This is a genomic window from Kitasatospora sp. NPDC002522, from assembly GCF_053595195.1.
In genome coordinates this window covers 47482-71958 of sequence record NZ_JBSFXE010000005.1, presented here as the reverse complement: position 1 = coordinate 71958, position 24477 = coordinate 47482, and the positions used below count along the sequence as shown (strand labels likewise).

The 24477-nt window shown below is 74.2% G+C and carries 26 protein-coding genes; 14 read left to right on the top strand and 12 right to left on the bottom strand.

The features are described 5' to 3' along the window. Positions 1-29: 29 nt before the first annotated feature. Entirely contained in the window at positions 30-521 is a 492-nt protein-coding gene (locus ACWD4U_RS05630) for a hypothetical protein (protein ID WP_363451609.1), read from the top strand. 7 nt (positions 522-528) lie between these two features. Here the strand turns inward: ACWD4U_RS05630 and ACWD4U_RS05625 are convergent, their stop codons facing one another. Then, the gene (locus tag ACWD4U_RS05625) at positions 529-927 is read right to left on the bottom strand and encodes an RNA-binding S4 domain-containing protein (protein WP_363451611.1); all 399 of its coding nucleotides are present in this window, start codon (positions 925-927) and stop codon (positions 529-531) included. A 104-nt stretch (positions 928-1031) separates the two neighbouring features. On the opposite strand from ACWD4U_RS05625, the gene ACWD4U_RS05620 reads away from it, so the two are divergent. Further along, complete coding sequence (locus ACWD4U_RS05620; RefSeq protein ID WP_363451613.1) at positions 1032-3044, top strand: NADPH-dependent 2,4-dienoyl-CoA reductase; 2013 nt, start codon at positions 1032-1034, stop codon at positions 3042-3044. 199 nt (positions 3045-3243) lie between these two features. Continuing rightward, positions 3244-3813 (top strand): hypothetical protein, encoded by a 570-nt coding sequence (locus ACWD4U_RS05615; protein WP_363451615.1) that lies wholly within the window; start codon positions 3244-3246, stop codon positions 3811-3813. 79 nt (positions 3814-3892) lie between these two features. On the opposite strand, the gene ACWD4U_RS05610 is transcribed toward ACWD4U_RS05615, so the two are convergent. Continuing rightward, the gene (locus tag ACWD4U_RS05610) at positions 3893-4768 is read right to left on the bottom strand and encodes a S1 family peptidase (RefSeq protein ID WP_363451617.1); all 876 of its coding nucleotides are present in this window, start codon (positions 4766-4768) and stop codon (positions 3893-3895) included. 210 nt (positions 4769-4978) lie between these two features. Here ACWD4U_RS05610 and ACWD4U_RS05605 point away from each other — a divergent pair, with 210 nt between their 5' ends. The 6 genes from ACWD4U_RS05605 (at position 4979) to ACWD4U_RS05580 (ending at position 9281) form a co-directional block, all read left to right on the top strand. Continuing rightward, positions 4979-5506: a PadR family transcriptional regulator gene (locus ACWD4U_RS05605; RefSeq protein WP_363451619.1), complete on the top strand. Its 528-nt coding sequence runs from the start codon at positions 4979-4981 to the stop codon at positions 5504-5506. A gap of 85 nt (positions 5507-5591) precedes the next feature. Further along, entirely contained in the window at positions 5592-6692 is a 1101-nt protein-coding gene (locus ACWD4U_RS05600; protein WP_363451621.1) for an LLM class flavin-dependent oxidoreductase, read from the top strand. Next, positions 6689-7306, top strand: a complete 618-nt coding sequence (locus ACWD4U_RS05595; protein ID WP_363451623.1) for an FMN reductase — start codon at positions 6689-6691, stop codon at positions 7304-7306. Before ACWD4U_RS05600 ends, ACWD4U_RS05595 begins: the two co-directional genes overlap by 4 nt. A gap of 48 nt (positions 7307-7354) precedes the next feature. Continuing rightward, positions 7355-7660 carry a GNAT family N-acetyltransferase gene (locus ACWD4U_RS05590; RefSeq protein ID WP_363451625.1) on the top strand — a complete coding sequence of 102 codons (306 nt, stop codon included), beginning with the start codon at positions 7355-7357 and terminating at the stop codon, positions 7658-7660. Between the two features lie 94 nt (positions 7661-7754). Beyond that, positions 7755-8561 carry a DUF1028 domain-containing protein gene (locus tag ACWD4U_RS05585; protein WP_363451627.1) on the top strand — a complete coding sequence of 269 codons (807 nt, stop codon included), beginning with the start codon at positions 7755-7757 and terminating at the stop codon, positions 8559-8561. Positions 8562-8675: 114 nt separating this feature from the next. Beyond that, a complete protein-coding gene (locus ACWD4U_RS05580; protein ID WP_363451629.1) occupies positions 8676-9281 on the top strand; it encodes a hypothetical protein in 606 nt (201 codons plus the stop codon). Positions 9282-9297: 16 nt separating this feature from the next. Here ACWD4U_RS05580 and ACWD4U_RS05575 read toward each other — a convergent pair whose 3' ends face one another. Then, on the bottom strand, positions 9298-10521 hold the full coding sequence (locus ACWD4U_RS05575; protein WP_363451631.1) for a trans-sulfuration enzyme family protein: 1224 nt from the start codon (positions 10519-10521) through the stop codon (positions 9298-9300). 112 nt (positions 10522-10633) lie between these two features. Here ACWD4U_RS05575 and ACWD4U_RS05570 point away from each other — a divergent pair, with 112 nt between their 5' ends. Then, positions 10634-11113, top strand: coding sequence for an Lrp/AsnC family transcriptional regulator (locus ACWD4U_RS05570; RefSeq protein WP_363451633.1), 480 nt, complete (start codon positions 10634-10636; stop codon positions 11111-11113). Between the two features lie 38 nt (positions 11114-11151). On the opposite strand, the gene ACWD4U_RS05565 is transcribed toward ACWD4U_RS05570, so the two are convergent. Further along, entirely contained in the window at positions 11152-12114 is a 963-nt protein-coding gene (locus ACWD4U_RS05565) for a helix-turn-helix domain-containing protein (protein WP_363451635.1), read from the bottom strand. Positions 12115-12314: 200 nt separating this feature from the next. Between ACWD4U_RS05565 and ACWD4U_RS05560 the strand changes: the two genes are divergently transcribed. Continuing rightward, the gene (locus ACWD4U_RS05560; RefSeq protein WP_363451637.1) at positions 12315-12749 is read left to right on the top strand and encodes an ATP-binding protein; all 435 of its coding nucleotides are present in this window, start codon (positions 12315-12317) and stop codon (positions 12747-12749) included. A gap of 143 nt (positions 12750-12892) precedes the next feature. Here ACWD4U_RS05560 and ACWD4U_RS05555 read toward each other — a convergent pair whose 3' ends face one another. Beyond that, the gene (locus ACWD4U_RS05555) at positions 12893-14056 is read right to left on the bottom strand and encodes an alpha-hydroxy-acid oxidizing protein (protein WP_363451639.1); all 1164 of its coding nucleotides are present in this window, start codon (positions 14054-14056) and stop codon (positions 12893-12895) included. A gap of 130 nt (positions 14057-14186) precedes the next feature. On the opposite strand from ACWD4U_RS05555, the gene ACWD4U_RS05550 reads away from it, so the two are divergent. Then, positions 14187-15098 (top strand): helix-turn-helix domain-containing protein, encoded by a 912-nt coding sequence (locus tag ACWD4U_RS05550; protein ID WP_363451641.1) that lies wholly within the window; start codon positions 14187-14189, stop codon positions 15096-15098. 29 nt (positions 15099-15127) lie between these two features. On the opposite strand, the gene ACWD4U_RS05545 is transcribed toward ACWD4U_RS05550, so the two are convergent. The 3 genes from ACWD4U_RS05545 to ACWD4U_RS05535 all read right to left on the bottom strand — a co-directional run bounded on the left by ACWD4U_RS05545 (position 15128) and on the right by ACWD4U_RS05535 (position 17346). Then, the gene (locus tag ACWD4U_RS05545; protein ID WP_363451643.1) at positions 15128-15535 is read right to left on the bottom strand and encodes an HIT family protein; all 408 of its coding nucleotides are present in this window, start codon (positions 15533-15535) and stop codon (positions 15128-15130) included. Between the two features lie 28 nt (positions 15536-15563). After that, complete coding sequence (locus ACWD4U_RS05540; RefSeq protein ID WP_363451645.1) at positions 15564-16754, bottom strand: hypothetical protein; 1191 nt, start codon at positions 16752-16754, stop codon at positions 15564-15566. A 67-nt stretch (positions 16755-16821) separates the two neighbouring features. Next, on the bottom strand, positions 16822-17346 hold the full coding sequence (locus ACWD4U_RS05535; protein WP_363451647.1) for a SigE family RNA polymerase sigma factor: 525 nt from the start codon (positions 17344-17346) through the stop codon (positions 16822-16824). Positions 17347-17456: 110 nt separating this feature from the next. Between ACWD4U_RS05535 and ACWD4U_RS05530 the strand changes: the two genes are divergently transcribed. Further along, positions 17457-19514 carry an MDR family MFS transporter gene (locus ACWD4U_RS05530; RefSeq protein WP_363451649.1) on the top strand — a complete coding sequence of 686 codons (2058 nt, stop codon included), beginning with the start codon at positions 17457-17459 and terminating at the stop codon, positions 19512-19514. Between the two features lie 12 nt (positions 19515-19526). Next, positions 19527-20519, top strand: a complete 993-nt coding sequence (locus tag ACWD4U_RS05525) for a YdcF family protein (protein ID WP_363451651.1) — start codon at positions 19527-19529, stop codon at positions 20517-20519. Between the two features lie 101 nt (positions 20520-20620). Here the strand turns inward: ACWD4U_RS05525 and ACWD4U_RS05520 are convergent, their stop codons facing one another. The 4 genes from ACWD4U_RS05520 to ACWD4U_RS05505 form a co-directional block, all read right to left on the bottom strand. After that, positions 20621-21574 (bottom strand): ROK family protein, encoded by a 954-nt coding sequence (locus tag ACWD4U_RS05520; protein ID WP_363451653.1) that lies wholly within the window; start codon positions 21572-21574, stop codon positions 20621-20623. 92 nt (positions 21575-21666) lie between these two features. Beyond that, positions 21667-22389 (bottom strand): sulfite exporter TauE/SafE family protein, encoded by a 723-nt coding sequence (locus ACWD4U_RS05515; protein ID WP_363451655.1) that lies wholly within the window; start codon positions 22387-22389, stop codon positions 21667-21669. Between the two features lie 67 nt (positions 22390-22456). Beyond that, positions 22457-23368 carry a 1-phosphofructokinase family hexose kinase gene (locus tag ACWD4U_RS05510; protein WP_363451657.1) on the bottom strand — a complete coding sequence of 304 codons (912 nt, stop codon included), beginning with the start codon at positions 23366-23368 and terminating at the stop codon, positions 22457-22459. A 79-nt stretch (positions 23369-23447) separates the two neighbouring features. Next, entirely contained in the window at positions 23448-24302 is an 855-nt protein-coding gene (locus tag ACWD4U_RS05505; protein ID WP_363451659.1) for an Fpg/Nei family DNA glycosylase, read from the bottom strand. Positions 24303-24477 lie beyond the last annotated feature (175 nt).

The window sequence follows — 24477 nt, the reverse complement described above, 5'->3', positions numbered from 1 at the left end:
GACGGCCGGTCGGCGACGAAGGGACCGCGATGAGCGACCACCACCACAACGTGCTGCTGCTCGGGTTCACCGACCAGGCGGCCTGCCGCGAGGCGTACGAGGACGCCATGCACCTGCCCGGCCTGCGCCAGGTCGCGGTGCTGGAGCGCGACGGCGACGGCATCGTCGACATCCCGGAGAGCCACGTCCGCGGCGCCGGCGTCCCGACCGTCGGCTCCGGCCTGGTCGGCGGGCTGGTCGGGCTGCTCGGCGGCCCGATCGGCGTGCTGCTCGGCTTCGCGGCCGGCGCGGCGATCGGCAGCGCGGCCGAGCAGACCGAGATGACCGACGGCGGCGCCGGCCTGATCGTGCTCTCCTCCCGGGTGGAGAACGGTGCGGCGCTGCTGGTGCTCGACCTGGTGGAGCGCGCCCCCGAGCCGGCCCACGACCTGGCGGCCAAGTACGGCGCCGTGGTGGAGCGGATCTCCGCGGAGGACTTCGCCGAGGAGGTCCGTGAGGCCAAGGAGAAGGCGGGGTCCTGACTGCCCGTCAGGCGGACCCGGGTCGGCCCGCGCCGCGCCCGAACAGCCGGTCCGTCTCCCGCCGGTCCCGCTTGGTCGGGCGTCCGGCGCCGCGGTCGCGGACGACGATCCCGATCCGCTCCTCGCGGGGCGGCGGCGGGGGGCTGTGGTCGACGTAGCAGGTCTCGGCGACCGGCGCGCCGACCCGCTTGGCGATCACCCGCACCACCTGGACGACCCGCTCCCGCCCCTCCACCCGCACCCGCACGTCGTCGCCCGGCTTGACGTGCTGCGCGGGCTTGGCGCTCGCCCCGTTGAGCTTCACGTGCCCGGCCCGGCAGGCCGCGCCGGCCGCCGACCGGGTCTTGATCAGCCGCACCGCCCAGATCCAGGCGTCGATCCGTGCGGTGGCTTCCTCCGTACCCATGCCACGACTCTATCCGGCCGTCTCGCAGCCTCTTTGTGCAACTAGTTGCACAGTGGCTCCACCGCACCCTACCGTTGGGTAACAAATCCTGACCGGAGGCGTCGATGACTGCTGCGTACCCCCACCTGCTGAGCCCGCTGGACCTCGGGTTCACCACCCTGCCGAACCGGGTGGTGATGGGCTCGATGCACGTCGGGCTGGAGGAGGCCGAGCACGGCTTCGAGCGGATGGCGGCGTTCTACGCGGAGCGCGCCCGCGGCGGCGTCGGCCTGATCGTCACCGGCGGCATCGCGCCCAACGAGGCCGGCCGCCCGTGGTCCGGCGGCGCCAAGCTGACCACCGAGGAGGAGGCCGCCGAGCACCGGGTGGTCACCGAGGCGGTGCACGCCGCGGGCGGCCGGATCGCCCTGCAGATCCTGCACTTCGGCCGCTACGCCTACCACCCCGACCTGGTCGCCCCGTCCGCCCTGCAGGCCCCGATCAGCCCGTTCGTCCCGAACGAGCTGACGGAGGAGCAGATCGAGCAGACCGTCGAGGACTTCGCCCGGTGCGCCGAGCTGGCCCGCTCGGCCGGCTACGACGGCGTCGAGATCATGGGCTCCGAGGGCTACCTGATCAACGAGTTCATCGCCCGGCAGACCAACCACCGCACCGACGGCTGGGGCGGCTCCTACGAGAACCGGATGCGCTTCCCGCTGGAGATCGTCCGCCGGGTGCGCGAGCGGGTCGGCGCGGACTTCATCCTGATCTACCGGCTCTCCATGCTCGACCTGGTGCCCGGCGGCTCGACCTTCGCCGAGGTGGTGCAGCTGGCCAAGGAGATCGAGGCCGCCGGCGCCACCATCATCAACACCGGCATCGGCTGGCACGAGGCGCGCATCCCGACCATCGCCACCTCCGTGCCGCGCGGCGCCTTCACCTGGGTCACCAAGAAGCTGATGGGCCAGGTCTCCGTCCCGCTGGTCACCTCCAACCGGATCAACACCCCCGAGCTCGCCGAGGAGCTGCTCGCCTCCGGCCACGCCGACCTGGTCTCGCTGGCCCGCCCGATGCTCGCCGACCCGGCGTTCGTCGCCAAGGCCGCCGCCGGCACCCCCGAGGCGATCAACACCTGCATCGGCTGCAACCAGGCCTGCCTGGACCACACCTTCAGCGCCAAGATCACCTCCTGCCTGGTCAACCCGCGGGCCTGCCACGAGACCGACCTGGTCCTCACCCCCACCCGGCTGCGCAAGCGGATCGCCGTGGTCGGCGCCGGCCCGGCCGGCCTGGCGTTCTCCGTCTCGGCGGCCGAGCGCGGCCACCAGGTCACCCTGTTCGACGCCGGCAGCGAGATCGGCGGGCAGCTGAACGTGGCCCGCAAGGTCCCCGGCAAGCAGGAGTTCGACGAGACCCTGCGCTACTACCGTCACCAGCTGGAGCGGCACGGCGTCGAGGTGCGGCTGAACACCCTCGCCGAGGCCGACCGGCTCACCGGCTACGACGAGGTGGTGCTCGCCACCGGCGTCACCCCGCGCGTCCCCGAGCTGCCCGGCATCGACCACCCGAAGGTGCTCGGCTACCTCGACGTGCTGCGCGACGCCGCCCCGGTCGGCGAGCGGGTCGCGGTGATCGGCGCCGGCGGCATCGGCTTCGACGTCGCCGAGTACCTCACCGACCCCGGCACCGACGGCGACCGCGCCGCGTTCCTCGCCCAGTGGGGCGTCGACGCCACCCACTCCACCCCCGGCGGCCTCGCCGACCCGGCCCGCCCCGCCGCCACCCGCAGCGTCCACCTGCTGCAGCGCAAGACCGGCAAGGTCGGCGCCGGCCTCGGCAAGACCACCGGCTGGATCCACCGCACCGAACTGCGCCACCGCGGCGTGGTGATGGTCCCCGGCGTCGAGTACCACCGGATCGACGACGACGGCCTGCACCTGACCGTCGGCGGCGAGCAGCAGGTCCTCCCGGTCGACACCGTGGTGCTGTGCGCCGGCCAGGAGCCCCGCCGCGACCTGGTCGACGCCCTCCGTGCCCTCGGCATCGAACCCCACCTGATCGGCGGCGCCGACGTGGCCGCCGAGCTCGACGCCAAGCGGGCCATCGACCAGGGCACCCGCCTCGCGGCCGCCCTCTGACCCACCGTCACACCCGCACCCGCCGGAGTCAGGGAACCCCCTGGCCCCGGCGGGCGGGCCTCGCGATGCCGTGGATCGTGGGCGCGCCCGGGTGTCGGAGGGGATGGATAGTCTGATCACCCGTCAGTGGCAGCACCGTGTGGCTGCCGGTCAGGGGGGTCCCATGCGTGCTCGTACTCGTGTCCGTGTTCTGACGCCGGTGGCGACCGTCGTCACCGCTCTGCTGCTCGCCGCCTGTTCCAGCACCGGCACCCCGTCGACCGGTGGCGCCACCGCGAGCGGGAGTCCCCGGCCGACTGATGCCGCGTCGAGCGCCGCCGCGTCACCCGTCACCGCGCCGTCGTCCGCCCAGCCCACACCGATCGACACCCAGGTCGTCCTCTGGTGCGGAACCGGAGGGATCGCCAAGCTCGGAGCCGTGATCAATTCCGCCGCGCGGGTCGAGGCGCAGCATGCCGGAGGCAGCGGGGTGATCGACCTGAGCCAGGTGTCCAAGGACATCTACGCGGCCCGGCAGTACAGGCCCCTACCCGACCCGGAGACCCAGGCCGCCTGGACGACCGCCTTGCAGCACCTCGCCAACGGCCTGGACAGCGTCCTGAGCGTCTCCGACCTCAAGCCCCACCCGTCCATCGCTCCGGAGCTGGCCAAGGAGAAGGAGGCCCAGGGGTGGGAGGAGTACGCCACGGGCGTCGCCGGGCTGAAGGACGTCGACTCGCGGATCCTGGCCTTCGGCTGCCTGCGCGACGGCGACCCCTGGCACGTGTAGTTCGCGCGGAGTGCGGTCGGACGGCCGGCCAGGCGCCCGGGGGAGCCTGGCCGGCCGAGGTGGTCCGCAGTGCCGACCGCTAGTAGAGCGACACCCCGTACGCCGCGGCCGCGGCCGGGACGGGCTGGAAGAAGGTGGTGCCGCCGCTCGTGCAGTCGCCGCTGCCGCCGGAGGTGAGGCCCAGCGCCTTGCTGCCGTCGTACATCGGGCCGCCGGAGTCGCCGGACTCCGCGCAGACGTTGGTCTGGATCAGCCCGCGGACGGTGCTGCCGTCGGAGTAGTGGACCGTGGCGTTCAGCGCGGTGACCGTTCCGCCGTGGGTGCCGGAGGTGGAGCCGGTGCGCTTGACCGACTCGCCGACGTACGCGTTGGCCGCGGTGTAGCCGCCCGGGTGGCTGAGCGAGGTGTTGTCGTAGCGGACCAGCGCGTAGTCGGAGCCGGGGAAGGTCGCGCCGACCGTGGCGCCGATCAGGGTGGTGTGGCCGGAGTTGGTGTACCAGGTGTTGGCCACCTTGCCGCAGTGGCCGGCGGTGAGGAAGTAGTAGACGCCGCCCTTGACCACGTTGAAGCCGAGCGAGCAGCGGTACTGGCCGCCGTAGATGGCGGCGCCGGCCGAGACCAGCGGCTTGAGGACGCCGGGGGTGCGCTCGATCTTCAGCGAGGCGGCGTCCTGGCCGGCCTCCTTGGCGATCCTCGCGATGGCGGTGGGGGTGACGGTGCTGTCGGCGAGCACGACGACGCGTCCGGTGCTCCGGTCGGTGTGCCAGGCGATGCCGCCCACGCCGGCGCGGTCCACGGCGTCGCCGGCCCGGGCCAGCGCGGCGGCGTCGGGCGTCGGGGCGGCGGAGGCGGTCGGTACGGCGGCGGCGGTGGCGGCCGCGAGGACGGCGGCGACGGCGAGCAGCCGGGTACGGCCGCGACGTCCGACGGTGGGGGTGGTACGCGTGGTCCTCACAGTTCTCCTCCTCGGAGTGGGGAACCCATGGGGTGATGGGCCGTGAGGCGCGGGCAGGAGGCGACCGGGGCCGCCCCCCGGCCCGGCTCCTGATCTGATCCTGACAAGCGCTGTCTGTGAGTGTCCGTCAGCTGACGGACCGGCACAAGCCTCCGCGTCGCACTTCCGGGCGGCTGCGGCCCGAGCGGCCCGGGCCCGTACGATCACCGCATGTCGCTGCCGCACGCCATCCTGACCGCCCTGCTGGAGAAGCCGTCGTCGGGGCTGGAGCTGACGCGGCGCTTCGACCGGTCGATCGGGTTCTTCTGGCAGGCGACCCACCAGCAGATCTACCGGGAGCTGGGGCGGCTGGAGCGTGACGGGCTGGTGCGCTCCTCCGCGCCGGGCGCGGGGCGGGGGCAGCGCAAGGAGTACGAGGTGCTGCCCGCCGGCCGGACCGAGCTGGTCGAGTGGGCGCGGGAGGAGCAGGACCCGAAGCCGATCCGCGACCCGCTGCTGCTGCGGCTGCGCGCGGCGGCGGTGCTGGGCCTGGACGGGTTGGGGGAGGAGCTGGCCCGGCACCGGGAGCTGCACCGGGAGCAGCTGGCGCAGTACCTGGAGATCGAGCGCCGGGACTTCCCGCCCGAGCGGGCGGCGGAGGAGAACCGGCTGCAGCACCTGGTCCTGCAGGCGGGCATCCAGCTGGAGTCGTTCTGGCTGGCCTGGCTGGACGAGGCGCTCGAACAGGCCCGCAGCTGACCGCTGCGACCTCGGGGAATACCCCCGGTTGCCGTGCCGTTCGGGCAAGTGGTTGAATGTTGAATAACCGAAGGAGTTGAGAGCGGTGCAGTTCGGCATCTTCAGCGTCGGCGACGTGACCACCGACCCGACCACGGGGCGCACGCCCACCGAGCACGAGCGGATCCAGGCCATGGTGGCGATCGCGCTCAAGGCGGAGGAGGTCGGACTCGACGTCTTCGCCACCGGCGAGCACCACAACCCGCCGTTCGTGCCGTCCTCGCCGACCACCATGCTCGGCTACATCGCGGCCCGCACCGAGCGTCTGATCCTCTCCACGTCCACCACGCTGATCACCACCAACGACCCGGTGAAGATCGCCGAGGACTTCGCGATGCTCCAGCACCTGGCCGAGGGCCGGGTGGACGTCATGATGGGCCGCGGCAACACCGGGCCGGTCTACCCGTGGTTCGGCCAGGACATCCGCCAGGGCATCCCGCTGGCGATCGAGAACTACGCGCTGCTGCACCAGCTGTGGCGCGAGGAGAACGTCGACTGGCAGGGCCGCTTCCGCACCCCGCTGCAGTCCTTCACCTCGACCCCGCGCCCGCTCGACGACACCCCGCCGTTCGTCTGGCACGGCTCGATCCGCAGCCCGGAGATCGCCGAGCAGGCCGCGTACTACGGCGACGGCTTCTTCGCGAACAACATCTTCTGGCCCAAGGAGCACTTCCAGAAGCTGATCGACCTCTACCGCGAGCGCTTCGCCCACTACGGGCACGGCACCCCCGAGCAGGCGGTCGTAGGCCTCGGCGGGCAGGTCTTCATGCGGAAGAACTCGCAGGACGCGGTCCGCGAGTTCCGCCCGTACTTCGACAACGCCCCGGTGTACGGCCACGGCCCCTCGCTGGAGGAGTTCACCGAGCAGACCCCGCTGACCGTCGGCAGCCCGCAGGAGGTCATCGAGAAGACCCTGGCCTTCCGCGAGACCTTCGGCGACTACCAGCGCCAACTGTTCCTGATGGACCACGCCGGACTGCCGCTGAAGACCGTGCTGGAGCAGCTCGACCTGCTCGGCGAGGAGGTCGTCCCGGTGCTCCGCAAGGAGTTCGCCAAGGGCCGCCCGGCCGAGGTCCCGGACGGGCCCACCCACGCCGCCCGGGTCGCCGCGCAGCAGGCCGAGAAGACCGAGGAGGTCGCCAAGTGAGCACCCTGAAGCTGGCGGTGGTGGCGGCGGGCCTGAGCGTGCCGTCCTCCACCCGGCTGCTGGCCGACCGGCTCGCCGAGGCGACCGCCCGCGACCTGCGGGACGCCGGGCGGCAGGTGGAGGTCACCGTGGTCGAACTGCGCGAGCTGGCCCGGGAGATCGCCGACAACCTGGTCACCGGCTTCCCGCCGCCCGCGCTGCGCGAGGCCGTCCGGGCGGTCGAGGAGGCGGACGCCCTGATCGCCGTCACGCCGATCTTCTCCGCCTCCTACAGCGGCCTGTTCAAGTCCTTCGTCGACGTGCTCGACCGGGACGCCCTGACCGGCAAGCCGGTGTTGATCGCCGCCACCGGCGGCACCGCCCGGCACAGCCTCGCCCTGGAGCACGCGATGCGCCCGCTCTTCGCCTACCTGCGCGCCGTCGTGGCCCCCACCGCCGTCTTCGCCGCCTCCGAGGACTGGGGCGCGACCGGCGCCGACGGCTCGCTGGCCGGCCGGATCGCCCGCGCCGCCGGGGAGTTGGCCGAACTGCTGGCCGGACGCCCGGCCGCCGCCAAGGTGGTCGAGCAGGTCGTCCCGTTCGAGCAGCAGCTGGCGGCGCTGCGCCGGAGCTGACGGCACCTCAGCGCTGATCCGTCCGCATGACAGAGGAGAGGCACCCCGATGGAACCCGAGGTCCGCGACAACCCCGAGCAGTCCCGGTTCGAGATCCACACCGACGCGGGCCCGGCCGGGTTCGCCGAGTACCAGCGCGACGGCGGCCGGGTGAAGTTCGTCCACACGGTGATCGACCCGGCCTTCGAGGGCCAGGGCCTCGGCGGCAAGCTGGCCCGCGCGGCGCTGGACACCGTCCGTGAGCGCGGCGGGAGCGTGCTGCCGTACTGCCCCTTCATCCGCGGTTGGATCGGGAAGCACCCGGAGTACACCGACCTGGTGCCGGCGGACGAGCGCGCCAAGTTCGGACTGTGAAATAAGAAGTGACGGTGTGTCAGATCGGCAGGAGTCGGACATCTCCGGCCGCTGACATGGACGGACCGCGCCGGCCGGACTATCGTCGGCCGGCGTGACGTTCTCCATCGTGGCCCGTTCCGGCAACGCCTTCGGCGTGGCCGTGGCGAGCAAGTTCCTCGCCGTCGGGGCCCTGGTGCCCGCCGCCGAGGCGGGCGTCGGCGCGCTCGCCAGCCAGGCGTGGGCCAATGTCGCCTACCGCCCCCAGGGCATCGCGATGCTGCGCTCCGGTGTCGGCCCGGCCGCGACCGTCGCGGCGCTGCTCGCCGCGGACGACGGCCGGCGGCACCGCCAGCTCGGCGTGGTCGGCCCCGGCGGCGTCGCCGCCACGCACACCGGCGAGGAGTGCCTGCCCTGGGCGGGCGGCGTGGCGGGCGACGGCTACGCGATCCAGGGCAACATCCTGACCGGGCCCGAGGTGGTCCGCGACATGGAGGCCGTCTGGCTGGCCTCCGCCGAACTCCCCTTCGCCGACCGGCTGGTGGCCGCCCTCGGGGCCGGCGACTCGGCCGGCGGCGACGCCCGCGGTCGGCAGAGCGCCGCGCTGTACGTCATCGAACCCGGCCGCGGCGTCGGAGGCTGGGGCGACACCGCCTACGACCTGCGGGTCGACGACCACCCGGACCCGGTGGCCGAGCTGCGCCGCCTGCTGGCCGTCCACGAAGTCCTGCACGGCACCCCCGACCCGGCCGACCTGCTCCCGCTCCACGGCGAACTCGCCACCGAGGTCGGCGAGTTGCTCGCGGCCCTGGGCTACGACTCGCTCGACCGCTGGGCCGGCGTGGAGAACCTCGAAGGCCGCCTGGTGACCGGCAAGATCGACCCGCTGGTGCTCACCCACCTGCGGGCGATGGCCGCTTAGTCCGTCGTTGCCCTGCCGTTGGCCCGCCGCTCTCCTCCGGGATCTACCGTGACCCGGTCCCGGCGCGTGCCGGGCCGAGCGAGCGGACCGGGGGCGGCGAGGGTGCGGAGCAGGGTGCTGGTGGTCGGAGCGGGGTTCCTGCTGGCAGCGCTGGTGAGCGGCTGCGCGTCACCGGGGGAGACCACGGCGGCGGCGAGCCCCTCGTCGGACGTACCGGCGGCGTCGGGCTCCGTACCGGTGCCGTCGGCCGAGTCCTCGTTGCCGCCGGCCGCGCCGTTGGGCTCCGCCGTCGGCGTAGCGCCGCAGTCCGCCCCGCCGCAGTCCGCCCCGGCGTCGGCTAGGAAGCCCGCGCCGACGCCGAGCAGCCCGCCGTCCTTCGCGGAGCCGCACGTCTCCGCCATCCGGGCCGAGGGCCCCTGCCGGCTGAACGACCACACCTACGAGGCCGACTTCGTCATCACCCTGGCCGGCGGCCAGGGCTGGCAGATCAGGCCGCAGTCCACCCAGCAGGTGCGGCCCGACGGGACGTCGCTGACCTACCGGTACGGCCTGATCTTCCCGGACCTGCCGCCCGCGCCCGAGTCGCTGGTCGACGGCAGGGTCCGGGTGACCTACCCGCTGGGCGACGACGGCATGCAGGTCATCGCGCTGGCGGACGGGTCGGTGCACGCCGTCGTGGTGCCCGCCGACCTCAAGGCCACCGCGACCTGCGCCCCGTAGCCACCTTGACGGACCGTCAGCTCCAGCCCAGCGCCTGCGCGAGGTCGGCCTCCAGGTCCGCCGCGTCCTCCAGACCGACCGACAGGCGCAGCACCGCCGGGTGCGGCTTGTGGGCGGCGGCGACCGGACGGTGGGTGAGCGAGGCGGGGTGCTGGATCAGGGTGTCGACGCCGCCGAGGGAGACGGCGTGGGTGATCAGCCGGCAGCGTTCGGCGATCCGCGCGGCGTGCTCGAAGCCGCCGGCCGCCTCGAAGGCCAGGACCGTTCCGCCGCCCAGGAGTTGACGGCCCAGCAGTGGGGAGGGGCGGCGGCCGGGGTAGTGCACGGCGGCGACCTCGGGTCGCTCGGCCAGCCAGTCGGCGAGCCGGGCGGCGGTCGCGGAGGCGGCGCGGACCCGCAGCGGGAGGGTCTGCAGGCCGCGGTGGAGCAGGTAGCCGGCCAGCGGGTGCAGGATCGCGCCGGTGACGGCGCGGATCCGGCGCAGCCGGGCCGCCCACTCGGCGCTGCAGGCGACCGCGCCGGCCAGCACGTCGCCGTGCCCGCCGATCGCCTTGGTGGCGCTGTGCAGGACCAGCGCGGCGCCGAAGTCGGCGGGGCGCTGCAGGACCGGGGTGGCGAAGGTGTTGTCGACGACCAGCGCGGCCGGGCCGCACTGCGCGGCGACGGCGGCCAGGTCGACCAGGTCCAGGGTGGGGTTGCCGGGGGTCTCCACCAGCACCAGGCCGGTGTCCGGGCGGAGGGCCGCGGCGACGGTGTCGGCGGTGGCCCAGCTGACCTCGGTGCCGAGCAGGCCGGAGTCCAGCAGGTGGTCGGAGCCGCCGTACAGCGGGCGCACCGCGACCACGTGCCGCTTGCCCTCCGCGGCGGAGGCCAGCAGGCAGGCGGAGAGCGCCGCCATCCCGGAGGAGAAGGCCACCGCCTCGGCGCAGCCCTCGAGTTCGGCGAGCGCCTGCTCGAAGCGGGCGACGGTGGGGTTCCACAGCCGCTGGTAGACCAGTCCGCCCTCGCCGGGCGGCCGACCGCCCTCGGCCAGCGCCTGGTAGGCGTCGCCGCCGGCGGCGAGCGCGGGGACGGGGTAGGTGGTCGACAGGTCCAGCGGCGGGACGTGCGTGCCGAGGGCGGCGAGGTCCTCGCGGCCGGCGTGCACGGCCCGGGTGCCGATGCCGGGTGCGGCGTCGGGTCTGCGGGTGGCGGCGGGGGCGGGGAGGGTTTCGCCGAGGGTGAGCGAAGGTGCGTTCATGGCGGTGATCGTGAAGTTCGACGCGGCGAAAGGCCAGTGGGGCGGTCGAAGATTCGGTGCGGCCGGGGTACGGTCTTGCGGATGTTCGGCACGGGCCGCCACGCTGGTCGGCGTGCCGAACATTCCACGGGCCCGCACGGCGCTGGACGAGACCGACCGGGCGATCGTCCGGGCGCTGGTGGCGAACGCCCGGATGCCCAACAGCGCGCTGGCCGAGCAGCTCGGCATCGCCCCGTCGACCTGCCTGGCCCGGGTCCGGGCGCTGCGCGAGCGCGGGGTGATCAACGGCTACCACGCGGAGGTGGACCTGGCCGCGGCCGGACTGCCGCTGCAGGCGATGATCTCGGTGCGGCTGCGGTCGCACACCAGGGAGCAGAACGGCAGCTTCCGCGCCGCCGCGCCGCAGCTGCCCGGGGTGCTGGCGGTCTTCCACATGGCGGGCAGCGAGGACTACCTGCTGCACGTGGCGGTGGCCGACCCGGAGGCGCTGCGCTGCTTCGTGGTGGAGCACCTGACCACCCACCCGGCGGTGGCGCAGACCCGCACCAACCTGGTCTTCGAACGGATCGCGGGGACGTCGCCGATGCTCTGACGGGGCGCCGGGCAGCTGCTGGCGGGGCGCCGGCCGGACTACAGCCAGCCACGCCTGGCGGCCTGCAGCCCGGCCTGGAAGCGGGTCTGGGCGTTCAGCTCGTCGAGCAGGTGGGAGATCCGGCGGGTCATGGTGCGCTGGGTGATGCCGAGGCTGCGGACGATCGCGGCGTCCTTCATCCCGGCGGCCATCATGGTCAGCAACTCCCGGTCGCGGTCGTCGAGCCCGCCGCCCGGCCGGTCGGCGGCCAGCGGCGTGGCGCGCTCCCAGAGCAGGTCGAAGCAGGTCACCAGGGCGGTGAGCAGCGGCGAGTGGCGCACCCACAGCGCGGCGGTGGACTCGGTGGACTCGAAGCTCAGCGGGATCATCGCGCAACGGCGGTCGGCGACCAGCATCTTCATCCGCACCGAGGGCAGGCTGCGGGCCTGCTCGCCGGCCTGGATGCAGTGCAGCAGGAAATCCATCCGGGCGGCGCTCTCCAGCCCGGGCGCGTCGTACAGCGCCCGGTAGGCGACGCCGCGGGACAGCAGCTGGAGTTCGACCGGGTTGGCCACCGGGTCGTCGAAGTACGGCGGACAGTCGATGATCAACACCTCCTCCTGGGCGCCGAGTTGGAGCTGTTCGGCGCGGTGCCGCATGGCGTCCTGGCCCTCCACCAGCTCCACCAGCTCGGCGGACTTCGACGGGCCGAGCGCCTCGTACTGCCGCGCCAACTCCCTGACCCGGGTGCGCAGTCGGTCGAGCTCCTGCTGCCGCTGGGCGGCCAGCGCGTCGACCGCGACCTCCGGCGGGGCGGCGGTGTACCTGGTCGGGCTGCCGGCCAGCCGGGTCACCAGGCCGGAGGCGACCAGGCGGTGCAGGGCGGCGCGCAGCGCGGAGGGGAGGGCGTCCACCGCGTCGGCGAGCTGGGCGGCGGTCGACCGGGGCGCGGCCAGGACCCGGAGGTAGAGTGCGCTCTCCAGGGCGCCGAGCCCGACGGGCTCCAGCAGGTCGTCCGACATGCCGCCCAGGATAGGCGCGGGATGGCGACTTATGGCCATTGTCCACCATTCGCCGCCGCAGATCCGGCCATTCGGCCTTACGGTACTTGTCATCGGTAATCTGTCCGGTCCCCGGACGGGGCAGGCCCGAGCCCCTATGCGGCTGCACGACGGCGCCCCACCGCCGGCCCATGGCCGCCCCCGTTGTGAAGGGACCGACCATGGCTGTCGCGGACCCACCCCAGACCGTGCGGTACGGCCTGAGCCTGGCGACCGTGCCCGCATCCGTACCCGAGGCGCGTCGCCGGGTACGTACCGAACTCGCCGCGCAGGGCTTCGACGCGGAGCATCCGCTGACCGACACGGTGCTGCTGGTGGTCAGCGAGCTGGTGACCAACGCGGTGCGCCACGCGGCCCCCCGCTCGCCCCGGACGACCGTCGAACTCGTCTTCAGCGTCGACGAGTTGACCGTCAGCGTGCACGACAGGCATCCGCACTGCCCGCGCCGCCCCGAGGTCCCGCACCAGGACGGCAGCGGCGGCTGGGGACTCGGCCTGGTGCACGAGCTGGCCGCACTGGCCGGTGGCGGGACCGACACCCTCGCGGACGACGACGGCGGCGGGAAGACCATGGTGGTCCGGCTGCCGCTCGGCTGAGCGCGCGGTCGATGAGGGGCGGGGCCGGCGCCGCGTCCCGGCGGACACCGGTTGGGAAGACGATCGTCGGACGACCCCGCGGCACCACTCTGCTGCATGCACTCCGTTATTGCAAGTAACTCGCAATAAGCCCGGCGACCCGCTCAGCAGCGGCGCAGCGCCCCCGGCGCGCGCAGCGCGGCGATCGACGGGTAGCCGTCCACCGCCATCAGCAGGTCCGCCTCGGCCAGCAGCGAGCGCAGCACGTGCACCGCGCCGTCCTCGCCGCCCAGCGCCAGCCCGTAGACGTACGGCCGGCCCACGCCGACCGCAGTCGCGCCGAGGGCCAGGGCCTTCACCGCGTCCGCGCCCGAGCGCACGCCCGAGTCGAAGAGCACCGGCAGGCCGTCGGCCGCCGCCACCACCTCGGCCAGCGAGTCCAGCGCGGGCAGCCCGCCGTTCGCCTGCCGGCCGCCGTGGTTGGAGCAGTACACGCCGTCGATCCCGGCGTCCTTGGCGCGGCGGACGTCCTCCGGGTGGCACAGGCCCTTGAGGATCAGCGGCAGGTCGGTCAGCGACCGCAGCCAGGGCAGGTCGTCCCAGGTCAGCGGGTTGCCGAAGATCTGCACCCAGTCCATCACCGCACCGCGCGGGTCCCCGTCCGGGTCCTTCAGCCGGGCCCGGAACACCGGGTCGGAGGTGTAGTTCGCCAGGCAGTGGCCGCGCAGCTGCGGAAAGTTGCCGCTGCCCAGGTCGCGCGGGCGCCAGCCGGTCACCCAGGTGTCCAGGGTGACCACGATGCCCTTGAACCCGGCCTGCTCGGCCCGGTGCACAAGGCTCTCCGCCAGCGTCCGGTCGGTCGGCGTGTACAGCTGGAAGAAGCCCGGGGTGTCGCCCAGCTCGGCCGCCACCCGCTCCAGCGGGTCCACCGACAGCGTCGACGCCACCATCGGCACCCCCGTGCGGGCCGCCGCCCGGGCCGTCGCCAGGTCGCCGTGCCCGTCCGGCGCGCACAGGCCGACCACCCCGACCGGCGCCAGGAACAGCGGCGAGGGCAGCGTCAGCCCGAACAGCTCCACCGTCAGGTCCCGCTCCTTGGCGCCCACCAGCATCCGCGGCACCAGGCCCCACCGCGAGAACGCCGCCGCGTTGGCCCGCTGGGTGTGCTCGTCCCCCGCCCCGCCCGCCACGTACGACCACAGGCCCGGTGCCATCGCCTGCTCCGCCCGGCCCGCCAACTCCGGATACGCCATCGGGTACGTCGGCAGCACGCCGAACAGGCCCTCGAAGTAGATCTCGTTCTGGTAGTCGCCGAACTGCGGGGCCATGCGCGCTCCTCGGGGGGTGGGGGATGCCCACATTCCACCGGTCGGCGACGAGTGGTCAAGGGAGGGCCGTACCGCCCGCACTCCCGGCGGAAGATCCACCGGAGGTAGCCTGACTGCGGATGTGGTGACGATGCGAGGAACCGAACCCAAGGCGTCCGGGACGGCGATCCCCGAGGTCCCGTTCGCCGCGCCGCCCGGCGGCCCCGCCGGCGTGGAGGTGATGTCGCTCGCCGAACTGCGCGCCCGCCGCGCGAGCGCCCGGACCGCCGGCGACTTCCACCGCCCGCAGCGACCCGCCTTCCACCACCTGCTCACGCTGGAGCGCGGCGACCTCCGGCACACCGTCGACTTCACCGAGTACGCGCTGCGGCCCGGGAGTTGGCTGTGGGTCAGGCCCGGGCAGGTCCAGCAGTGGGGCCCGCTCGGGGACGCCGACGGGACGCTGGTGCTGTTCGAGCCCGGCTTCCCCGACCCGGCGACGGTGGCCTCCGCCCGGCTCGACGACCCCTTCGCCCCCGCCGTCCGGCAGCCCGCCGGCCCCGACCGGGAGGCCCTCGACCACGCGGTGCGGCACCTGCACCGCGAGTACGCCGACGCGGGCCGGCTCCCCGCCGACGTGCACCTCGCACTGGTCCGCCACCTGCTGGCCGCGCTGCTGCTGCGCCTCGCCCACCAGAGCGGCCCGCACGGCGGCGCGGGCGCCGAGGCCGGCGAGACCTACTGCCGGTTCCGGCAGGCCGTCGAACGCGACTTCACCCGCACCCGCCGGGTCGAGGACTACGCGCGGGCGCTCGGCTACTCCCCGCGCACGCTCTCCCGCGCCACCCTCGCCGCGACCGGTGTCGGCGCCAAGGAGTTCGTCGACCGCCGCGTCGTCCTCGAGGCCAAGCGCCTGCTCGCCCACAGCGACCGCTCCGCCGCCCGCATCGCCGACCACCTCGGCTTCGCCGACGCCGCCAACTTCGCCAAGTTCTTCCACCAGCGCACCGGCACCACCCCCATCGCGTTCCGCACCACCGTCCGCGGCGCGGAGGACAACTGACGGATCGTCAGGAGACCCGAGGTGCGCCGTCAGAGCGCCGCGCGGATCAGCTCCGCCGTCTGCGCCGCGTGGGCGGCGTCGCGGTAGCGGGTGCGGGGCCAGAAGAAGCCGCGCAGGCCGTCCTTGGGGTTGCGGGGGACGACGTGGGTGTGGAGGTGGGGGACGGACTGGCTGATGCGGTTGTTGGCGGCGACGAAGCTGCCCGCGGCGGACATGCCGCGCTCGACGGCGGCGGTCAGCAGGCGGACGCGCGAGTAGTAGGGGCCGGTCTCCTCCTCGGTGAGGTCGGTGAGGGTGGGCACGTGCCGGCGCGGGATCACCAGCACGTGGCCGGGGAAGAGCGGGCGGTGGTCGAGGAAGGCGAGGACGAGGTCGTCGGCGAAGACGGTGTCGACGGCGACCTCGCCCGCGGCGACCCGGCAGAACAGGCAGTCCATCGGGCCATCATCGCCCCGCCGCGGCCGGTCAGGCGTGCGACCAGGCCGGGGCGGTGACCACGGCGAGCAGCTGGGCGGAGGTGAGGGCGCCGGGCTCGGCCGAGTACGTGAAGCCGGGGCCGTAGGTCCACAGCTGGGCGGAGACCAGGGTGCCGTCGGGGAGCAGGGCCGCCGCGTGCCAGCTCCTGCCGGTGGCGCCGTCGGGGCCCAGGACCGTCCGCTCGCCGACCGCCGTCCTGGTGCCGTCCCCGGTGACCGCCAGGGTCGAGCCGTAGCCCAGCTGCTCGAAGGCGGTGCGCGGGTCGTCGGGGAAGCCGCGGTGCCAACCGTGCTCGACCGACACCACCAGCTGGCTGGTGCGCCCGGCCGCGGTCACCGCGCCGTGCACGCGGCCCGGCGTGTCCTGGACGCCCGTCCCGGCGTCGAAGGAGGCTCCGGCGGGCAGCGCGCCGCGGAGCGTCGCCAGCACCGCGGCCGGGGGCGCCGCCGCCGGCTGCGCGGACACCGCGGGCATCCCGACGAAGGCCGGCCGCCAGGCGTCCGAGGACACCACGTCGAGGAGCTGGGCCTCGGTCAGTGCAGGCTGCTCCCGAAGGGCCCGGGCCGGGGTGGTCTCGTCCACCCGGACCTGCCGCCCGTCGGGCGCCGTGTGGACCACCGTCCAGGAGCGGTCGTCGCCGGTCCAGCGGGGCTGCTTGACGAGGGTGAGGACACGCGAGCCGTCCGGCCGGGTCTCCCGGCGGCAGCTGGTGGTCGGCTCGGAGAGGCTGTCCGGGCACTGCACGCCCGTGGAGCCGTCGGTCAGCGGGACGGCCACCCGGTTGACGGTCAGCAGGACCGTCACCGGTCCCCGGCCGTCGTCGTAGTCGAGCCAGGCCAGCGGGTGGCCGCCGGGCAGCTGGTCGTCGGCGGTCTGGCCGTTCACGTCGGTGACCAGGCCGTCGGCGGGCAGCAGCGAGCGCAGCGTCACGGTCATGAACTGGGCGCTGACCGGCGGCGCGGCCGGTGCGGGCCGCGGGGCGGGGCGGTCCGGCAGCACGGCCAGGGCGAGTGCGGCGGCGGCGACCACGCCGACGGCCGAGGCGGCGGCGGTCCGGCGGCGGCGCACGCGGGTGCGGCCGCGGCGCTCGGCGGCCAGCGCGAACAGCTCGACGGCGGGCTCCGGGGCCAGGTCGGCGGAGGCCCGCAGGGCGCGGGCGAAGTCCTCTTCGGGAAGCATCGGGCAGACTCCAGGGGGCGGAGGGCGGAACGCTGGGAGGTGACGCCGGGTCAGCGGGCCGCGGGCGTCACGGGCGGGCGAGGTCGTCGAGCTGGTCGCCGAGGCTCGCGCGCAGCCGGGTCAGTGCGCGGGAGGCGCGGGAGCGGACGGCGCTGGGCGTCAGGCGCAGGGCGGCGGCGGTCTCCTCGACACCGAGGTCCTCCCAGTAGCGCAGGATGAGCACCGCCCGGTCCTGCTGAGGGAGTTCGCCGAGCGCGTGCAGCAGGGTGAGCCGCAGCGCCGGGTCCGCGCCGGGCGCGGGGCGGTCGGCGAAGGTGTCGGTCACGTGCTCGCCGCTGCTGCGCCGCCGGCGGTGCGTCAGGAAGGTGTTGACGAGCACGGTGCGGGCGTAGCCGGCCGGGTTGGCCATCCGGGAGACCCGCCGCCAGTTGCCGTACAGGCGGCTGAGGGCCTCCTGGGCGAGGTCCTCCGCGAGGTGGGCGTCGCCGCCGGTCAGCAGGTACGCCGTGCGGACCAGGTGGCGGGCGCGGGCGGCCGCGAAGTCCCGGAAGTCCAGGGGCTCGTCCGCCCCGGTGGTCGTCGTGCTGTCCATGCCCTTCTAACGCGGTCGGACGGTGTTCCTGTCGCACCGTCGGCTGATCATCCGTCAATCACACGGGGTGTCGGACCGGACGGAACCGGACAAGGTGTGACGATGCGCTCGTGACCACCACCAGCGAGCTCAGCCCGGCGGCGCCGCCCGTCCTCGACCGGCGGCAGCGCAACGTCGTGTTCGGCACCATCATGCTGGGCATGCTGCTGGCCGCCCTCGACCAGACCATCGTCGGCACCGCGCTGCCCACCATCGTGGCGGACCTCGGCGGCGCCGCGCACATGTCGTGGGTGGTGACGTCCTACCTGCTCGCGGAGACCGTCACGACCGCGCTGGTCGGCAAGTTCGGCGACCTGTTCGGCCGCAAGGTGGTCTTCCAGGTCTCGGCGATCGTCTTCATCACGGGCTCCTTCCTGTGCGGCCTGTCCACCAACATGACGCTGCTGATCGCCTGGCGGGCGGTCCAGGGCGTCGGCGCCGGCGGCCTGATGGTCACCTCGATGGCGCTGATCGCCGACGTCATCCCGCTGCGCGAGCGCGGCAAGTACCAGGGCGCGATCGGCGCGGTGTTCGGCGTCGCCACGGTGATCGGCCCGCTGCTCGGCGGACTCTTCACCGACCACCTGACCTGGCGCTGGGCCTTCTACGTCAACGTGCCGATCGCGATCCTGGTGGTGATCGCCGCCGCCCGGAACATCCCGGTGGTCCGCTCCGCCACCCGCCCGGTCATCGACTACCTGGGCATCGCACTGGTCGCGATCGGCGCCAGCTCACTGATCCTGGCCACCAGTTGGGGCGGCAACGAGTACGCCTGGGGCTCGCCGGTGATCATCGGCCTGTTCTGCGGCGGCGTGATCGCCCTCACCCTGTTCTGCCTGGTGGAGACCAAAGCCGCCGAACCCACCCTGCCGATGCGGCTGTTCCGCAACCCGGTCTTCACGGTCTGCTCGATCCTCAGCTTCATCGTCGGCTTCGCCATGCTCGGCGCGATGACCTTCCTGCCGACCTTCCTGCAGTACGTCGACGGCGACTCGGCGACGGTCTCCGGCGTGCGCACCCTGCCGATGGTGCTCGGCCTGCTGATCGCCTCGGTCTTCAGCGGCAACGTGGTCTCCAAGACCGGCCAGTACCGGATCTTCCCGATCGTCGGCTCGCTGGTCATGGCCGTCGGCCTGTACCTGCTCTCGCTGCTCGACGCGGAGACCAGCGCCTGGCTGGCCAGCCTCTACATGTTCGTGCTCGGCACCGGCATCGGCCTGTGCATGCAGGTGCTCACCATCGCCGTGCAGAACACCGTCGACTACGCCGACCTCGGCACCGCCACCTCCGGCGTCACCTTCTTCCGCACCCTCGGCTCCTCGTTCGGCACCGCCGTCTTCGGCACCATTTACGCCAACACCCTGAAGACCAACCTCGCCGAGGGCATCGCCAAGGCCGCCGCCGCCACCGGAGCCGACCCCCGGCAGATCGCCGGCGCCGCGCAGAACCCGCACGGCGTGCACGACCTTCCGGCCGACCAGTCCGGACCCGTCATCCAGGCGTACGCCGACTCGCTGCACACCGTCTTCCTGTGGACCGTCCCGGTCGCCGTCCTCGGCTTCGTGGTCGCGCTCTTCCTCAAGCAGGTCAAACTCCGCGACTCCGCCCGGGCCACCTCCACCGACATGGGCGAGGGCTTCGCCCAGCCGTCCTCCGGCGACTCCACCAAGCTGCTGGAACTCGCCGTCGCCAAACTCCTGCGCACCGCCGGCCTGGAGACCGCCCGACAGGTCGTCAACTCCTCAGGTACCCGCCTCGACATGGGCGGCGCCTGGGCCGTCATGCAGGTCGAGCTGTTCACCCGCACCGTCGGCCACGCCAGCCTGCACCTGATCGCCGCCCGCCGCCGGATCCCCCCGGAGGTCCTCGAACCGGTCTTCGACCGGATGGTCGCCGAAGGCTTCCTCCAGGCCGACAACGGCTTCTTCGACCACACCGAGGCCGGTGAACACGAGGCCGCCGTCATCACCCACGCCTGGGCCGACTGGCTGAACCACCGCCTCGAAGAGGACCGCGGCCGCCCCCGCAGCGCCGAACTGCGCGCCGCCGCCGACGCGATCGCCAAGCGGATGATCGCCGAGGACCTCGCCGAGGGACTCCCCGAAGCGGTCCGCAGCGGCACCCGCTGACTCCCCGCCGGGATGCTGCTCTACGCCCCCGCGGCGCTGTTCCTGCTGCTGTTCGGCATCGGCGTCCTGCGCGACCGGCGCCGCTTCGGCAACGCCGTCCAACTCGGCCTCGCCGTCACCTTCCTGGCCCTCGCGCTGCTGGTCACCCTCGGCCGGGCCGACTCGGTCGCCGCCGAGACCGTCCTGATCGCCGTCGTCCTCGCCCCCGCGGTCGGCTCCCTGGTCCTCGCCTTCCTGCTGATCGCCAACGGCCTCAAGATGCTCCGCACGGAGGGCCGCCGCCCCGCCAACCTGCTCGCCCTGCTCGCCGGAGCCGGCATCCTGCTGGTCTTCGGCCTGCTGCTGGCCGCCACCCGGACCTCCTCCCCGGAGGTGGCCACCCTCGCCCGCACCGTCTTCGTGGTCGCCTCCTACCTCTCCTTCCTCTTCGTCTGCTTCGTCGGCTACGCCTACCTCTACGGGCGCCTGACCCCGCGTCAGGACGTCGACTACGTGGTCGTCCTCGGCTCCGGCCTGCTCGACGGCGTGCGGGTCCCCCCGCTGCTCGCCAGCCGCCTCGAGCGCGGCCGCGCCCTGTACGACGCGCAGGCCCGGCGCGGCCGCGCCCCGCTCCTCATCACCTCCGGCGGCCAGGGGCCCGACGAACGGCGCCCCGAATCCCACGCGATGGCCGACTACCTCACCGACCGCGGCTTCCCCGCGGAGCGGCTCCTGCGCGAGGACCGCTCCCGCACCACCGAGGAGAACCTCCGCTACAGCCGCGAGCTGATGACCGCCGCGGACCCCGGCTACCGCTGCGTCATCGTCACCAACAACTTCCACGCCTTCCGCACCGCGATCCTCGCCCGCCGCGAGAACGTCAACGGCCAGGTCGCCGGCGCCCCGACCGCCGCCTACTTCTGGCCCACCGCCACCATCCGCGAGTTCGCCGCCGTCTTCGTCCAGTACGGCCGCACCAACTTCGCCGTCTGCACCCTCCTGATCGCCGCCTCCCTCCTGGCCTAGCCCCACCCGCCCACCGGGCGCTGCGGCTGCGCCGCCGGTGAGCCCGCAATGCTGTCCTGTTCGGAGGGTGGGTCCCGTCGTCGCCTCGCCCGCCCGGAGGGCTAGGTGGCTTCGGGGCCGGCCCGGAGGGCGGTGGCGGCGGCGCCGATGAGGCCGGCGTCGGGGCCGAAGTGGGCGGGGTGGAGGTGGAGGCCGCGGGTGAAGGGGAGGCCGGCGTAGTGGGTGAGGTGGCGGGCGAGGGGGTCGAAGAGGAGGGGGCCGGCCTGGGCGACGCCGCCGCCGATGACGACGGCCTGGATCTCGACCAGCGCGGCCGTCCCGGCGATCGCCGCCGCCAACGCCCGCGCCGCCAGGTCGAACGCGGCGAGCGCCGCACCGTCCCCCGCGTGGGCGGAGTCGGCGACGGTTCGGGCGGTCGCGCTGCAGGCGTCCGGCGGACGCCACCCCGCGGTGCGGGCGTGCCGGACGATCGCCGGCCCGCTGGCCAGGCCCTCCAGGCAGCCGCGTCCGCCGCACGGGCAGGGATCGCCGTCCCACTGCACCGAGACGTGCCCGATGTGCCCGGCGTTGCCGGTCGGACCGGGGTGCACCCGCCCGTCCAGGACCAGCCCGCCGCCGACTCCGGTGGAGACCACCATGCACAGCGCGTTGCGGTACTCCGCGGCGGCGCCGAGCCAGTGCTCGGCCTCGGCGACCGCCACCCCGTCGCCGAGCAGTCGCACCGGCAGCCCCGTCCGGTGGGCGATCCGCCCGGCCAGCGGGAAGTCGCGCCACGCCGGGATGTTGACCGGGCTGACCGTCCCCTGCACGGTGTCCACCGGACCGGCGCTGCCCACCCCCACGGCCCGCACCCGGACCCACTCCGGGTGTCCGGTCAGCTCGTCGAGCACCTCGGCGACCCCCGCGAACACCGCGGACGACTCGCCCTCCGCCGCGGTCGGGCGTTCGGCTCTGGCCAGCAGCTCGCCGCTCGCGGTGACGATCGCGGCGGCGGTCTTGGTGCCGCCGAGGTCGACGGCGGCCACCAGCCGCTCCGGGGGCGGGACGGCGTTCACGGTGCGCCTCCTGACATGTCCGATTCTGGTGCGACTTGTCGGACTGGCCACGCTACCCGAGGACCCGCACCCCGCGGCCGTCTGACGCGGGGTCAGAGCGCCGCCGTCAGTCCCTTGCCGAGCGTGACCAGCCCGCCGGCGAGGGCCAGCGTCAGCACCAGGGTCCGCGCCTGCCGCTCCGGCACCCGCCCGGCCAGCAGGAACCCGGCCGCCGTCCCCACCCCGACGGCCGCTCCGGCCAGCGACCACTGCGCCCCGGAGAGCGTCGGCAGCCCGCGCGCGGTCAGTGACACCGCGTTGACGACCACGCCGTAGAACTGCGCGTTGGGCCGGAACTCGCGCGCCGACCAGCCGCTGTTCACCGCGTACAGCGAGATCGCCGGGCCGCCCACCCCGGCCGCCGCGTTCAGCAGCCCGCTGGTGGCGCCCGCCGCGACCGCGCCCGGCACCCCGCGTAGGGCCGCCGCCCCGACCCCGCGGATGACCAGCGTCGCCGCGACGGTGACGGCCGCCCCGATCCCGATCAGCAGCGTCGGCTCCGGCACGGCCCTGGTCAGCCACGCCCCCGCCGGCACGGTGACGATCGCCGCCAGCACCAGCGGCACCATCCGCCGCGGCTGTACGCCGCGCCACTCCGAGGCCAGCCCGGCGAGGCTGATCATCCCGCTCGCGCAGTTGGCCAACCCGACCCCGTCCGCCGGACCGAGCACCAGCACCAGCACGGGCGCCGCGACCAGGGCGAACCCCATGCCGGAGAGCCGCTGGACGGCGGACGCGACCAGGACGAACAGCACGAGCAGACAACCGACGATCACAGCCGCACACCCTCGCACGCCTGAGGTCCGCGGCGCAGCGCCCCCGGGCGGCGCCGGCCGGCCCGGGTCACTGCACGGGGTGCGCGGTCAGGCTGTTGCGCAGGCGGTGGTAGGTCGGGACGTCGAAGCGGCCGGCCCGGGGAGCGGCGACCGTCGCGGCGGAGAGGGCCACCGCGTCGGGGAGGATCGCAGGCCAGCCGGCGTTCGCGGCGAGGCCGGCGGCGAGGGCGGCGACCACCGAGTCGCCGGCGCCGGTGGGATTGCCGACGACGGCGGTGGCCGGCGCGCAGCGCCAGGCGGCGCGGCCGTCGACGGCGAGCAGGCCCTCGGGCCCGAGGGAGGCGAGGACGGACTCGGCGCCGAGCCGGCGGAGGGCGTCCGCCGCGGCGCGCGGGTCGGCGAGGCCGGTGGCGGCGGTGAGTTCGGCGGCGTTGGGCTTGATCACGGTGGGGCGGGCGGGCAGCGCGGCGAGCAGTGCGGGGCCGTCCGCGTCCAGGACCACGGGGACGTCGAACTTCCGGCCGAGGTCGACGAGTCGGGCGTACGCGTCGGCGGGGAGCCCGGGCGGGAGGCTGCCGGAGAGGACCAGGACGGTGGCCTGCGGGAGGTGGCGTTCGATCTCGGCGCACAGGGCGGACCAGTCGGCGGGCCCGAGTTCGGGGCCGGGCTCGTTGAGCATGGTGGCGTCGGCGGCGTCCACCACGGCCACGGTGCGCCGGGTCTCACCGGATATCGGGACGACCGCGTGGTCGAGTCCGGCGGCGGCGAGGTCGGCACGGACGGCCTCGCCGGTGGGGCCGCCGAGCGGCAGGACGCAGCGGACGGGTCGGCCCAGCGTGGTGAGCACCCGCGCGACGTTGACGCCCTTGCCGCCGGCCTGGGCGGCGACCTCGGCGACCCGGTGGCTGGTGTGCGGGCGGAATCCCGGGACGGTGTAGGTGACGTCCAGCGCCGGGTTGGGAGTGACAGTGAGGATCACGGTGGACGGCCCCCCGAGGGTTGGTGATTGAATCTGCGCGATTGTACTGAACTTCAAGCAGCTTCGATCACCAGCGGGCCTATTTCAAGAGCCGGGACAGCCTCCGGTCGGCCAGTACCCGTCCGCCGGTCTGGCAGGTCGGGCAGTACTGCAGCGAGGAGTCCGCGAAGTTCACCGAGCGGACGGTGTCCCCGCAGACCGGGCAGGCCTCGCCCGCCCTGCCGTGCACCGCCAGATTGGCCTTCTTCTCCGACTTCAGCCCGCCGGGCGGCGCGGCCCGCAGCAGCTCCAGCGCGGCGGTCAGCTCGTGCCGGATCGCCGCGTGCAGCCGCCCGAGCTGCTCCTCGTCGAGCGAGGCGGCCAGCGCGTAGGGGGAGAGCTTCGCGGTGTGCAGGATCTCGTCGGAGTAGGCGTTGCCGATGCCGGCCAGCAGGGTCTGGTCGGTGAGGAAGGTCTTCAGCCGGCGGCTCGCGCCCGCGGCCATGGCGGCGAGCTGTTCGGGGGTGGCGGCGAGGGCGTCGACGCCGAGTCTGGCGATGCCGGGGACCTGCTGAGGGTCCGTCACCACGTGGGCGGCGAGCCGCTTGGTGGTGCCCTGCTCGGTCAGGTCGAAGCCGCTGCCGTCGTCCAGCACCAGGCGCAGCGCCAGCGGTCCGCGGCGGCTCGGCGGCTTGGCGGGGAACGAGGCGCGCTGGTGCACCCAGCCGGCCCGGGCCAGGTGCACCACCAGGTGCGGACCGCCGTCGGTGGCCAGGTCCAGGAACTTGCCGTGCCGCCCGACGCCGCTGACGGGCCGTCCGGCGAGCGCCTGGACCGGCGGGTCGAAGGTCTTCAGCACCTGGATCGACAGCACCTCGACGCGCTCCAGCGTGCGTCCGGCGCAGGCGGCGGTCATCCGCTCGGCGAGCGCCTGTACTTCGGGGAGTTCGGGCACCCGTCCAGTCTCGCCCGCGGGCGGGGCGCGGGCCACCCGGCGGACGGCGGGTCCCGGCAGGCGTGCCGTTCGTGGCGGAACGGTGTCCTGACGGCGTGTCGGATGTCGGGGGCCGGATGCTCGGCGTTCACCCGAGGGGGCTAAGTTGGCTATACATGTTTGCCGAGTGTCCCGG